The sequence below is a fragment of the uncultured Lamprocystis sp. genome (genome assembly GCF_903933125.1).
Lineage (GTDB): Bacteria > Pseudomonadota > Gammaproteobacteria > Chromatiales > Chromatiaceae > Thiodictyon.
Genome location: NZ_CAIZIZ010000161.1, coordinates 1 through 12,768, shown reverse-complemented (window position 1 = coordinate 12,768; position 12,768 = coordinate 1). Strand labels below are relative to the sequence as shown.

The following is a 12,768-nucleotide window of genomic DNA, read 5'->3' as shown; positions in this document are numbered from 1 at the left end:
TCCGATCCACCCGGAGATTTTCGACCGGCTCTACACCGACTGGTCGACCCTGGTGAAGTTCCAGCGCACGCGCGGCGTCTTGCGGCTGATGGCGGCGGTGATCCATAGCCTGTGGGAGAAGGGCGACCGCAATCCGCTGATTCTGCCAGCCAATGTCTCGATCGACGATCCGCGCGTGCAGTCGGAACTGACGCGCTATCTCTCGGACAACTGGGTGCCGGTGATCGAGAAGGACGTGGACGGGCCGAATTCGCTGCCGCTCAAGCTCGACAGCGAACTGCCCAATCTGGGCAAGCTCTCGGCCTGTCGGCGGGTGGCGCGCACCATCTACCTGGGTTCGGCGCCAACCACGGCCGCCGCGCACAAGGGCATTGAGGACCGGCGGGTGAAGCTCGGCTGCGTCATGCCGGGCGAATCCCCCGCCGTGTTTGGTGACGCGCTACGCCGTATGGCCGCTGCCGCGACCTACCTGTATCAGGACGGGCCGCACTACTGGTACTCAACCCAGCCGACTGTGACCAAGCTGGCGGAGGACCGCGCCGAGCAGTTGAAGCGTGAGCCGGACAAGGTCGCTCACGAGCTGGAGCAGCGCCTGCGCAAGGATCTACAGCGCATGGGCGACTTCCCCCGCATCCACCCGCTGCCGCAGAGCGGCGCCGACGTGCCGGACGATCTGGATGCGCGTCTGGTGGTGCTGGGCATCGGGCACCCTTACAGCAAGGAGACCAACAGCCCGGCCGAGCTGGCGGCCAAGGCGATTCTGGAGTCGCGCGGCAACACGCCCCGGCTCTACCGCAACACCCTGGTCTTTCTGGCGGCGGACAAGACCCGCTTGCAGGATCTGGATGATGCCGCCCGCAAGTATCTGGCCTGGGTGTCGATCCTGACCGAGCAGAAGGACCTGAACCTGTCGCCCTTCCAAGTCACCCAGGCTGAGACCCAGCGCACCGCGGCCGACGGCACCGTAACGGCGCGGCTACCAGAGACCTACCTGTGGCTTTTGGTGCCGGGGCAGGCCACACCGCAGTCCCCGATTGCCTGGGAGGCCCTGCGGCTCTCCGGCACCGATGCCCTGGCGATGCGCGCCAGCAAGAAGCTGCGCTCCGATGAACTCTACCTGACCAGCTTCGCCGCAACGCGGCTCAAGATGGAACTGGACCGCGTGCCGCTGTGGCGCGGCGATCATGTGGCGGTCAAGCAACTGGTCGAGGACTTCGCGCGCTATCTCTATCTGCCTCGCCTCAAGGATCCGAGCGTCCTGCTCCATGCCATCGGCGATGGGATGAACCTGCTGACTTGGTTGCAGGACAGCTTCGGTTTCGCCGATGCGTTCGATGAGACAGTTGGCCGCTACCAGGGCTTGCGCGGCGGACAGATGGTGACGCTGATCGATGCCCATGCACCGGGGCTGGTGGTGAAGTCGGACGTGGCGCGTCGGCAGATGGATGATGAGCGGGTGGTCGTCGCTCCTGATCCTGGTCCATTGCCTGGGACCTTCACAGAGGGCGGTAGCGGAACGACCACTGGCTCTACGGGGGTGACCGAACCTGACCTGACCCCGTCGCCCGACCCCCAACCCGCGGCGGCGCAACCCAAGCGCTTCCACGGCACGGCCATGCTCGACGCCACCCGCGTAGGCCGCGATGCCAGCCGCATTGCCGAGGAGGTCATCGCGCACCTTGCGGGCCTGGTCGGGACCACGGTGACGGTGACCATCGAAGTCGAGGCCACGATTCCGGCCGGCGCGTCGGACCATGTGGTGCGCACGGTCACCGAGAACTGCCGGACGCTGAAGTTTACGAGCCAAGGGTTCGAGAAGGAGTAGCAGGATTAGACCGACCAATGTCACTACCACATCCGCAGTGCCGACGGCACCACGGCTGATCCAAATTTGGGTGGCCGCCGCCATCAGTGTGTCTGCAGCGAGCCCGATGGTGGATGCGCTGCGCTTATCCACCCTACGCAACCGGCTCCGTTGTAGGGTGGATAAGGCGCGCCGCTCGGTCTCAGGGACTCGGCAAGGCGGTCGCGCGCGCCGCATCCACCAGAGGTCGCGCGGTGCCGCCCAAATTTGGAATTGCTGACGGCACCACGGCCGCCGAGCGTTTCTTCGGCCAAGCCCACGCGGCGTTGTTCGCGCTGGTGCTCCAGCGGATGCCGCTACCCCCGCCACCAGCGCGCCGACGGCCCCGCCCACCCAAGCCGCTCTCGCTCGTGCCGGTGGCGGCGTAGCGGGGGGTGGTCGGAAGGATGATCAAGGCCCACCGATAGGCAAATCTCGAAAGGGTCTGTCTGGACGTCAGGTGCGAAGGCGTTCATACTGCCGGCTGCGCTTCGCAAGCCAAATCGCCGACATCAAGGATAACGATCAGTGCACCGGGTCCCTCCCCTTGCTGCCAAGCCAAGGCGCGGACGCCGGGCAGGCGCAGCCTGGCGGCGAGCAGCGGCGGCAGTGGGTGGATGGCGGAAGCTGGCAGCCGCACTTGGACGACCGGTTCCTGCACGCGCACGCGGAGCGCGCCGGCCGGGTGGGCGAGACGCAACAGGCGTGGAGGCCCCGCCAGCGTAACGACACCCGGTATTCCTTCTCCCGTCGGTAACCCCAGCAGATCGCCGATCGAGGGTGCGTCAGGGTCAAGGGTCGACTCCAAGGCAAGCACCTGACACGCCTGAACGGCCAGCCGCAGCGCGTTCCAGCGGAACACAACCAGGTCAATGTCGGTCACATCCTGGGTCCAGGTGTTACAGGCGGGCGTCGCGCCACGACTGGAACAACCGCTCCATGTCCAGCGCCAGGACCCGCTGCCCGCGGTGCTGAAAGACCCCGGTGACAAGCCCTTGCAGTCGCTCCGGAAGGTTGTCGGGTGGCGTCAGGAGCGCTTCCTGCGCGACCTCAAGTACGTCCTCGACCGCATCGACCCGCAGCCCGCTCTCCATGTCGGCGGCGCGGCCGCGCAGGATGGCGGTGCGGCGCGTGGGTGGTCCATGGGGACTATCGAGCAGATCGCCGAGCCGCAGCACCGAGCAGATGTTGCCGCGCACGTCGATCACCCCCTCGAGTGCGGGCGGGCAGCCGGGGACGAAATAAATGGGCGGGAGCGGCAGGATCTCCGCGACCTGGGTACCGGGAAAAGCGAAGGTGCGACCGCTGAGGGTGAAGACCACCCATTGCACGGTGGGCAAATCGACCGCCACGACGTTCTGATCACCGCGGCGACGGCGCTCCAGTGCCGCGGTCAGTGCGTCCATTGGCGCATCGCTTGGCGCTTTGGCGTCACTGTTCATCCGCACGCTCCCGGGCAATCGGGGCCTGGCTTCCGAAACGGTCATCCGCGGACGCGATCTCGACCCGATCCCGCCCGTTTCCCTTCGCGCAGTAGAGGGCCACATCGGCCGCCTCGATCAGCGCGTCGGCGGACGTGATGTGGGGGAAGGCGGCGATCCCCGCACTGAAGGTGCAGCGGAAGGTCGCATCGCCGGCATAGAACAAGACCTCGGCGAAGCTCGTGCGCAATTGATCGAGGATGACCTTGCCGTCTTCCACCTCGACACCGGGCAGCACCACCGCGAATTCCTCGCCCCCGTAGCGTCCGACCACGTCGCACTCGCGCAACCGCAGGCGTAAGCCCCGGCTCAATGCCATCAACACATGGTCGCCGGCTGGATGTCCGTAGGCATCGTTGACTCGCTTGAAGCGGTCGACGTCGATCATTGCGAAGCACAACGGGCGGTGGTCGCGGCGGGCGTTGGCGACCCCGATCTCCAGGAACTGCATGATGGTATTGTGGTTGAACAGCCCGGTCAGGCCATCGCGCACCATCAGCGCGTGCAGGGTGCGCATGCGCTCGGCACGCAGACTGACTTCATTGACCAGCCGCGCGGGCTCCACCGGTTTGGTCAGGAACCCGTCGGCACCGACCTCGAGTGCTTTGAACTGGCGGTCGCGGTCGGTCTCCGAGGACACATAGATGATGGGCAGGCTGATGTGTCCGGGCATCTGCCGTAACACCCGCGCCAACTCAGGGCCGGAGCACTGCGGCATATACATGTCCATCAGCACCAGATCGGCATTGAATCCCTTGAGCAGGTCGATGACCGCGGCGGGGTCGGTGGCGATGGTCGTGGTCATGCCCGCCTCCTCCAGCACCATGGCGTGCAGTTGGGCAATGTTGGGTTCGTCATCGACGACCAGCACATGAAACGGCGTGGGCGACTCCCGGTTGGTCAGGGCATCCAGGAACTCGACCATCTCGGTGGTCTTCACTGGTTTGGTGCAGTACGCGCTGCCCCCGGCCTTGACCGCCTGCAGTCGCGCCTGAAAATCGTCGCGGCTGGAGATGAACAGGCTCGGGACCACGTAGCCGAGTGTCTCATGGAGGTCGGCGAGCGCGGCCGGACCGGCGTGCTCTCCTTCCGGGAACATCACATCCATAATCACCGCCGCGGGCGCTTCTGCGGCCACGGCCGCCCGCAGGTCGGCGAGGCTGCTCAGCGCCGTGACCTGATAGCCGAAGCAGGCGAGTTGGGTACACAGTTGCTGGCCCAGGTCGCCGTCGTCATCACACAGATAGATCCGTTTCGCGCGCCGTTGCGTGGCGTGCCCGGCATGGGCCAGTGCCGGTTCGGCCGCAGCCGGCAGGGGCTCAAAGCCGAACCGGTCGGCCGCGTCCGTGTCCTCGGCGGGCCGCGCCCCCATGGCCGCCAACTGGTCGAGTGTCCGACCCAGGGTCGCGCGCAGTTGCGCCGACAGCGGATCGCCGACAGTCAGTGCATGCCGGAGCGCGTCCTCCGCTTGTCGGGCCAGGTCGCTGATCGCCGTCAGACCGAACGAGGCGCTGCTGCCCTTGATGGTGTGAAAAACCAGTGCCAGACCGGTCAGTGCCTCCGGCTCCACCGGCGTGTCTGGGAGCGCCGCCAACCCCAGGCGCGCCTCACTGATACGTTGCGGCAACTGCGTCAGGAATGCGGATCTTAGCCGCGCCTTGCGGGCCTTGAAGGTGTCCGATGGTGGTGTCATGGCCGTCGCGTCGCTAGCCGAGCGCGGATTGCTGTTGCCTGGGATTCGGCCTCATACGGATCGTCCCTGAACCAGACCAGTCAGGTCGACGGCCAGTGTCGCTATCAAGGCCGGCAGCGTATCTTCCAGCGCCGCGTCCTTCATCAGCACGCCTGCCAGCTCCGGAGCCTGGGCGTGCAACGGCTCCGGGTCGTCGCCGGTGAGCAGGATGAAGGGCAGCGCACGGCCCTGGGCGCCGTGTTCCCGGAACAGGTCAAGCCCGCTGATCAACGGCATGTTCATATCCGAAACGATCAACCCGATGGCGGCGTCAGCCGCCAGTAGTTCCAGCGCGGCGATCCCGTTCTCGGCCAGCACGCAGTCATGGCCGGCATCTTCCAGGACGGCCGCCGCCAATTCACCCGCCAGCGGGTCGTCGTCAACAATAAGTATGCGCATGATCTTCACCCCAGCAAATTGTGCAAGGTTTCAAGCAGGCTGGATTGATCGAAGTCGCCTTTGACAATGTAGGCATCGGCGCCAACCTGAATCCCCCGCCGCTTGTCTTCTTCCTGTTCACGCGAGGTGATGATCACGATGGGTGTGGCCTGGTAGCGGTCATGCGTGCGCAGCTTCGCGGTGAGCGAGAAGCCGTCGAGACCAGGCATCTCCACATCGGTCAACACGGCATCGAAGCGTCCACCCAGGGCCTTCTGCCAGCCATCGAGTCCGTCCTCGGCGGTGGTCACCCGATAGCCACAGGCTTCCAGCACATCCTTGACGATCTCGCGGGTGTTGAACGAGTCATCGACGACCAGAATGTGCCAGGGCTCATCCCGGCCCGGCCGCGCGCTGTCGCCGGCCGTACCCTGGACGGCGTTCTCACCGCGGGTGCGGCGCGCGGTCTCCATGAGGCTCGGCGCCTGCAGCACGCTGACCAAGGCATTATCGCCGGTCACTACGATACCACCGACCAAGGGGCAGCCGCGCATGTGCTCGGGCAGGGTCTTGATCACCATCGCGCGTTCGTCCAGCAGTTGATCGATGATCAGCCCCAACTTGGCCTGGCGGACCCCGATCACGACCACGAGGCGCATCCCGTCGCCCCGTCGCATGGTTCCGGAGGCCATGTCCCGCGCGGCTGGAGTGGGCGGCAGACCCAGCAGTCCCGCCAATGGGATCAGCGGTACGAACTCGTTGCGCAGCACCACCGCCGGGCGTCCCGCCAGGGTGATCGCTTCGTGCGCCATCACCCGCAGCAGTTCGACCACATGCTGGGCGGCGAGGGCGAAACGTTGCCCGCCGCAGGAAAACACCAGCACCCGCATCACCGCCAGTGACAACGGCAGCGTGAAGGCGAAGGTGCTGCCCTCACCGGTGCGGCTCACGAGTGATACGGCACCTTGCAGCACATCGTTGACGGTGTGTTTGACCGCGTCCAGTCCGACCCCGCGCCCGGACAGGTCGGTGATGATCTCGCTGGTGCTCAAGCCCGGAGCAAAGCTCAGCTCCCACACCTGATCGTCGGTCAGCGTGGCGGCCCGCGCGGGGTCGAGCAAGCCTTTGTGGAGCGCCTTGGCAATGATCCGCTCGCGGTTCAAGCCGCGGCCGTCGTCGCTGACCTCGAGGACGACGCCGCCGCCGGTCTGGCGCGCGCTGATCCGCACCTGTCCGACCTCCGGCTTGCCGGCGGCCCGGCGAGTCGCGGGGTCCTCGATCCCGTGATCGACGGCGTTGCGCAGCACATGGATCAGGGCGCCGCCCAACCCGTCGATCAGCTGCCGGTCGAGTTCGATCTCACCGCCCTGCACCTCGCAGCGCACCTCCTTGCCTTGGTCGCGCGCCAACTCGCGGACCATCCGCGCGGCGGGATCGAAAACCATGGCGAGCGGCAACATGCGCAGCACCAGTGCCCGCTCGCGCAGTCCGGCGACCAGCAATTCCTGGGCTTGCACATCATCGCGCAGGTCATGTGCGAACCGTTGCGCGGCCGCCGGGTCGGCCAAGCCGCCGGGTGCGCGGCCGTCGCCGACCGCCTGCTTGAGTGCCGCTCGACCCAGGTCTTGAGCCTCCAGGACCCGTTGCCGCAGTTGGACTTGGACCGATGTCACCTCGCCGATCAGACGGATCAGCTCGTCGAGCTTTGCCAACGGAACCCGCACGCTGTCGAGCGCGTGCTGCGCAGGTGCAGCGGCGGCCGGCGGCGTGACCGCGCTTGGTTGGTCGGGGGTGGCATCGACTGGAGGCTGACCACTCCCGATCAGGTCCGCAGTGGCCGGCGCGGCCAGCCCCGCGGCGGCCGCGCGCGCCAGTGTGTCGCAGAGTGCCGGATCGGCCGGTGGGTCTCCACCAACCGACTCCAGTTGATCCAATTGGGCGGCGATCGCATCGACTCCGGCCAACAGCAGGCTGATGCCGGCCGGGTCGGCCTGATAGTGATTGGCGCGCAGGGCGCCGAGCAGGTCTTCCAGGTGGTGGGCGGTCGTGCTGATTCCGGTGAGCTTGAGCATCCGTGCCGAGCCCTTGATAGTGTGGGCGGAGCGAAACAGCGCGTTGATTGCCTCGGCGTCATCCGGTTGGGCTTCCAGCGCGGCGAGTCCTGTCGTCAGCCGGGTCAGGTGATCCCGTGCCTCGCCGCTGAAACGTCCGATGAATTTGCTCAGATCCAGGGCCATGACGCGTGCCTCAGGTGGCGTCCGCGAGCCCGTGCAGGCGCGCCTCACACAGCAGCCGCAGGTCGGTGAGCGAGAGCGCCGACGGCAGCGGGCCGGTCTGCGCGGTACCGGCGCCCGCTCGCGCGTCGGCCAGTTGGCGCAGCACGATCCGGTATTCGCGCCGCGCCGCATCGCCACGGCCGGCATTGCGGTGACATTCGGCCAGTTGGTAATGCGCCGGCCAATGCTCCGGACGCTGGTAGATGGCGCGTCGCAGCGCATCGACGGCTTCGTCCAGGTCACCCTGCGCGCGGGCGCTGCGTCCGAGCAAGACCAGCGCGTCCACTGACCAGGCATCGGCGATCAACACCTGCCGCGCCGCGGTCCGGGCGGCCTCCAGGTCACCACGCTCCAGCAACAGGTGCGCCCGCAGGGTCATGCTCTCAGGGTCTGTCGCGGCGACGCCGAGCGGGGCCAGGCAGGCAAGGGCCGCATCGACCTGCTCGGCACGCGCCAGACCGAGCGCTTCCTGGTAGCGCCGGGCGGCCGGTCGGGTCGCCGCCGCGGCGTGCTCCCTGGGCGCGGCGGGCGGTCGCGCTGCCACCACCCGTTGGGCGTCCGCATCGGCACCGCGCGGATCAGGGTGCGCCCGCGCGCCCGCGAACGGGTCCGGGTTGGCGGACGGTGCCGCGCGGCGGGACGTCGCTTCCCCGGGTGTGCGTGCCCCCGCGGTCGGTAAGCCCCAGCAGTTTGAGACAGGTCCGTCCGGTGTCGGTTCAGGAAGCCCTTCAGGCGACTGCCTGGCGAAAAACCAGACCCCTTCATGCTGTCGTGTCGGCAGCACGCCGAGGTCGTTGGCCAGGGTCTCGGCGGTGCCGACGATCAGGTAGCCGCCGGGTCGCAGCAGCGCGCTCAGCCGACCCAGCACGGCGGCGCGGGTCGGCGCGTCGAAATAGATCGACAAATTGCGGTAGAAGATCAGATCGTGCCCGACGAGGTCATCAGGGAATTGCTCGGCGAGCAGGTTCAGCGGGCGAAAGCGGACCTGACGGCGCACCGCCGGGGCGATCAGTCGGGTGTTGTCCGGCGCCGACGTGAACCAGCGGGCGATCAGGTCGTCCGGCATGGCGCGGAAGGAGAAGGATCGATAGCGTCCGCTCCGGGCCTGGTCCAGGGCGCGTTCGTCCACATCGGCAGCGCTGATCTCAAACAACCGTTCGGCCTGTTCACCCCAGCGCTGGCGCAGGGCGATGGCGACGGAGTAGGGTTCCTCACCGGTGGCGCAGCCCACCGAAAGAATCCGGATCGGATCGTCCGGGTCGCGCGTGCGCAGCAGCAGCGGGGCAAGGTGCTCGGTCAACAGCCGCAACTGGTGAGGCTCGCGGTAAAAATAGGTTTCCTTGATGGTCAGCAGGCTGGTCAGCGCTTGCATGACCGCCGCATCCTCGCGCAGGCGCGTCAGGTAGACGTCGGGGGCCGTCGTGCCCAAAGCCGCCATTTGCGCCTTGACGGCACGCTGGAGCCAAGCCTCTTGATGGCCGTCGAAGTGCAATCCCAGCCGCTCCCGAATCAGCGCCTTGGTCTGGGTCAGGTTCAGGTTCATTCGGCGATGCCGCGGCCGGCGAGCCGGATCAATTCGGCGGCGATGGCGGTCAATGGCAGAACCTGTTGTACGCCGCCGGCCATGATCGCCTCCCGATTCATGCCGAAGACCACCGAGCTCGTCTCGTCCTGGGCAATGGTGGTGCCGCCGGCCGCGGCGATGGCGGCCATGCCGCGCGCGCCGTCCCGGCCCATGCCGGTGAGGATGACGCCGATTGCGCTGCGGCCGGCTGCCGCCGCCACCGAGCACAATAAGTGGTCGCAGCTTGGGTGATAGCGGTCGCCCTCCAGGTGCGGGCAGAGCTGGATGGTGCGTCCCGACAGCACGGTCAGGTGGCTGCTGGAGTCGGCCACATAGATCCGGCCGGGCACCAGATGATCGCCGTCGCGGGCCACTTCAACCGGTAACCGACAAAGATCGTCGAGCCAGTGGGCCATGCCCGCGGCGAATCCGTCGGAGATGTGCTGGGCAATCAGGACCGGGGCCATGAGCCCCAGCGGCAGCACCGGCAACAACTGGGCCAGGGCCTGGGGTCCGCCGGTCGACGCGGCAATGGCGATCACCGGGTGACCGGGCGGGATGGTCGTGGTGTAGTCGGGCCTGTGGTCGGGTGCGGCGGCCCCCGGGTTGCGCGCGCGCAGATGCCGGATCACCGGGACACCGGCCAGCATCCGCAGTCGCGCGGTGAAGGCCGGCCCGGCGTCCGCGTCGGGTTTGGGGATGGCGTCGAGTGCGCCGCGGGCGACCGCGGCCATCGCCTGGGCGGCATCGGTGAGGTCCGAGACGACCAGGATACGGGTGGCACAGTGATCCATGATCTCGGCGATGGCCTGCATCCCGTCCATCACCGGCATGCGCAGATCCATGGTCACGAGGTCGGGTCGCAAGCGGCTTGCCTGCTCCACCGCGGACTGACCGTCAGCCGCCTCGCCGCAGACCGTCAACTGCGGGTCGTCCTCGATCATGGCGCGCAGCAGTCCGCGGGCCGTGTCACTGTCGTCCACCACCAGCACCCGAGCCGGTCCCTCGCGCCGCGCGGCCATCAGTCGACGCTCGCCGGTCCGGTGGCGGCCTGCCGGTCTGGTGCTGCCCGTGCGGCAGACGCGTCCGTTGCCGCGGCGTCGTCCGGATGGCCGGACCTCTCCAGTTTGAAGCCTTCGACCTGGCCCTTGAGTCCCGCGGAGAGCCGCGTCATCGCCTGGGCGATAGCGGCGATGCGCCGCACGGATCCGGCGGTGTCGGCGCTGGCGGTGACGATCTCGCGCAGCGCCACCACCACTTGGGTGCTGGCCGTGCGCTGTTGTTGACTGGAGAGGCTGATCTGCTGGGCCGCGCTGGTGGTCTGGCCGGCATCGGCAACCAGGGCGTTGAGGAACTCCGCGGCTTGGGCCGATTCGGCCATCCCCTGGGTGATGCCCGTGTTGCCCTTCTCGGAGGTGACCACCAGGCGGCTGATGGACTCCTGGATCTCAGCGACCTTGGTCGCGATCTCGCTGGTGGACTCGGTGACCGAGTCGGCGAGGCGGCGGATTTCAGCCGCCACCACGCTGAAGCGCTTGCCGGATTCACCGGCCGAGGCGGCCTCCAGCGCGGCGTTGAATGCAATCAATTTGGTCTGATCGGCCACCGTGTCGATGATCTCCATGACCCGAGAGATTTCTTTGGACTTTTGCCCCAGATCGACGATCTCGGCCAGTGCGCTCTGGCTGTCGCCGCGGATGGCCTCCATCCGGTCCGCCAGCCGCTGCATCGCCTGCGCACCCGCGCGGCTTTGGTCGAAGGTGCGCCTGGCCACCTCGACCACCGATTCGGAGTACTCGGCGATCTGCGTCGAGGACGCGGACAGTTCTTCCATGGTGGAAGTGATCTCCGCCACCGAGGCGGACATCTCGGTCGAATTGGCGGCCTGGCCATCGACCGCCTGGGCGATCTCCTGGGCGGCCCGATGCACCGCGGCGGCATTGGTGTCGACCTCCGACACCAGGGTATGCAGATGGCCGCGCATCGCATTGGCGGCGCGTGCCAATTCAGCCAGTTCATCCTTGCCTTCACCGGGGACATCGCGGCTGAGATCACCGGCCGCAACCCGCTGGACTCCCTGGGTCAAGAGTCGAATCCGCCGGCTCAGTGCGCGCGCCGTCAGCAGCGCGATCCCCACGCCGACGAGCAGGGCCAGCCCGCCGCTCAGCCCGGCTTGAGTGGTGGCGTCTTCCATGGCGGTCTGATAAAGCGACCGATCCCGCGCCACCTCGGCCACCCCGAGCGGCGTACCGGAATAATCGCGAATGACCGCGGCATAGACCGCCAATTGGCGGCCGTCGACCTCGATTTCGACCAGTTGCGGCTCCCCGGCCTGGGCCGCGCGCAGCACGGCGGGGGCGAGCAGCGGCCGCTTGCCGTAAGTCGTGGCGAAGGTCTCGATGGTGTCGTCGCCCACCAGATGCAGGCCGGCATCAACGCCGAAGTTCGTCTTGAATGCATCGAAGAACGCCTGGCCGAACGACATGCCGAATTCGACCACACCCAGGTGCTGCTCGCCGTCGAAGATCGGGACCATCCCGCGGGCACCCAGCCCGGCGACGCCGACCTCGAGCCCGCGCTGCGGGGTGCGGGTGCGGTTGCTATCCACCACCGATTTGCGGATGGCCGACAGGTCATCGCCGAACTTGTCGATCAGATGCAGCCGCAGGAAAGAGGTGGCGGGCGGGGTGTGAAACTGGAACTGCAGGGCGCCGTAGTCCTTCGCCAGCACCTGATAGGGTGGCAGCAGGGCGGCCTGCAGCCAGGCCCGGTCGCCGGCGGCGAAATGCGTCTGCACGTCCGGAATGTTGGCGACCAAGGCGCTGAGCGCCTGCGCCAGCCGGGTTTCGGCCGCCACCCCGGCCACCAGGCTCTCCATCGATTGGCGTAATTCGGCGCGCTCGGCGGTGAGGATCACCTCGCGCAGGCTGAGCAGATTGCCGTAGCCCTGCGCACCGATCGCCAGCAGCATCGCCAGGCCCATTCCCAGCATGATGTTGGCCCAGAGGTGCAGATTCTTGAACATCGTGACTCACACCTCGGGCAGCACCGGGTCGGACCCGGTCATCGGTTTGGTTAATCAAGCATAACAGGGTCAGGGATTCAACGGCAGACCAGGCGGAGACATTTGCGCTGCGGCGTTTTTCGCGGACGCGCCGGGACCGGGGTCGGCGCGAGACGGGCTGACGCAGAGGCATTTCCTGGCGCGCACCGACGACATCGGGTCGCCGCGGCGCCTTTTTGAGAATAATTCTCAACAACGCTGTTCTGCGGACAGCCGCGCCCGCAGGCGACGCGTGGGCGGCCTGACCGCAAGCAGTGGAGACAGTGGAAACCGCGGCTATCCGGTCGCGGGGATGGGCTGAACCAGCGAACGCATCTGTTCGAGGCGACCGGCTTTGACGTGTCCCAGCGCCATGGCCATCATGACCGCCAGCGCCAAGCCGACGCGCGTCTGCATCTTGGCCAGGCCGCGAATGAAATGCCGCTCGAAG

10 protein-coding genes are annotated in these 12,768 nt (G+C 67.3%); 2 read left to right on the top strand and 8 right to left on the bottom strand.

All coding sequences use genetic code 11. From position 1 onward, the window contains the following. Together QZY03_RS07845 and QZY03_RS07840 are read left to right on the top strand one after the other, a co-directional pair. Positions 1 to 1,825 (top strand): ATP-binding protein (locus QZY03_RS07845; protein WP_367116244.1); only part of this gene is annotated, 1,825 nt, incomplete at its 5' end. Positions 1,826 to 2,058: 233 nt separating this feature from the next. Continuing rightward, positions 2,059 to 2,232: a DUF6399 domain-containing protein gene (locus tag QZY03_RS07840; RefSeq protein WP_295579859.1), complete on the top strand. Its 174-nt coding sequence runs from the start codon at positions 2,059 to 2,061 to the stop codon at positions 2,230 to 2,232. A gap of 83 nt (positions 2,233 to 2,315) precedes the next feature. Here QZY03_RS07840 and QZY03_RS07835 read toward each other — a convergent pair whose 3' ends face one another. Genes QZY03_RS07835 through QZY03_RS07800 form a run of 8 tightly spaced genes read right to left on the bottom strand, consistent with a single transcriptional unit; the run spans position 2,316 to position 12,299 of the window. After that, entirely contained in the window at positions 2,316 to 2,726 is a 411-nt protein-coding gene (locus QZY03_RS07835) for a hypothetical protein (RefSeq protein ID WP_295579857.1), read from the bottom strand. 16 nt (positions 2,727 to 2,742) lie between these two features. Then, entirely contained in the window at positions 2,743 to 3,285 is a 543-nt protein-coding gene (locus QZY03_RS07830; protein WP_295579855.1) for a chemotaxis protein CheW, read from the bottom strand. Beyond that, a complete protein-coding gene (locus QZY03_RS07825) occupies positions 3,275 to 5,017 on the bottom strand; it encodes a diguanylate cyclase (RefSeq protein WP_295579852.1) in 1,743 nt (580 codons plus the stop codon). Before QZY03_RS07825 ends, QZY03_RS07830 begins: the two co-directional genes overlap by 11 nt. 51 nt (positions 5,018 to 5,068) lie before the next feature. Continuing rightward, positions 5,069 to 5,455 carry a response regulator gene (locus QZY03_RS07820; protein ID WP_295579850.1) on the bottom strand — a complete coding sequence of 129 codons (387 nt, stop codon included), beginning with the start codon at positions 5,453 to 5,455 and terminating at the stop codon, positions 5,069 to 5,071. 5 nt (positions 5,456 to 5,460) lie between these two features. Next, positions 5,461 to 7,671, bottom strand: a complete 2,211-nt coding sequence (locus tag QZY03_RS07815; RefSeq protein WP_295579848.1) for a hybrid sensor histidine kinase/response regulator — start codon at positions 7,669 to 7,671, stop codon at positions 5,461 to 5,463. 10 nt (positions 7,672 to 7,681) lie between these two features. Then, the gene (locus QZY03_RS07810; protein ID WP_295579846.1) at positions 7,682 to 9,253 is read right to left on the bottom strand and encodes a CheR family methyltransferase; all 1,572 of its coding nucleotides are present in this window, start codon (positions 9,251 to 9,253) and stop codon (positions 7,682 to 7,684) included. Next, positions 9,250 to 10,296 carry a chemotaxis-specific protein-glutamate methyltransferase CheB gene (gene cheB, locus QZY03_RS07805; RefSeq protein WP_295579844.1) on the bottom strand — a complete coding sequence of 349 codons (1,047 nt, stop codon included), beginning with the start codon at positions 10,294 to 10,296 and terminating at the stop codon, positions 9,250 to 9,252. Before cheB ends, QZY03_RS07810 begins: the two co-directional genes overlap by 4 nt. After that, positions 10,296 to 12,299 carry a methyl-accepting chemotaxis protein gene (locus QZY03_RS07800; protein ID WP_295579841.1) on the bottom strand — a complete coding sequence of 668 codons (2,004 nt, stop codon included), beginning with the start codon at positions 12,297 to 12,299 and terminating at the stop codon, positions 10,296 to 10,298. Before QZY03_RS07800 ends, cheB begins: the two co-directional genes overlap by 1 nt. Positions 12,300 to 12,768: the final 469 nt, after the last annotated feature.

Excerpts from the sequence above, each read along its gene's own strand:
- QZY03_RS07830 (WP_295579855.1), bottom strand. The coding sequence starts at position 3,285 with ATGAACAGTGACGCCAAAGCGCCAAGCGATGCGCCAATGGACGCACTG.
- QZY03_RS07825 (WP_295579852.1), bottom strand. The coding sequence starts at position 5,017 with ATGACACCACCATCGGACACCTTCAAGGCCCGCAAGGCGCGGCTAAGA.
- QZY03_RS07820 (WP_295579850.1), bottom strand. The coding sequence starts at position 5,455 with ATGCGCATACTTATTGTTGACGACGACCCGCTGGCGGGTGAATTGGCG.
- QZY03_RS07815 (WP_295579848.1), bottom strand. The coding sequence starts at position 7,671 with ATGGCCCTGGATCTGAGCAAATTCATCGGACGTTTCAGCGGCGAGGCA.
- QZY03_RS07810 (WP_295579846.1), bottom strand. The coding sequence starts at position 9,253 with ATGAACCTGAACCTGACCCAGACCAAGGCGCTGATTCGGGAGCGGCTG.
- cheB (WP_295579844.1), bottom strand. The coding sequence starts at position 10,296 with ATGGCCGCGCGGCGCGAGGGACCGGCTCGGGTGCTGGTGGTGGACGAC.
- QZY03_RS07800 (WP_295579841.1), bottom strand. The coding sequence starts at position 12,299 with ATGTTCAAGAATCTGCACCTCTGGGCCAACATCATGCTGGGAATGGGC.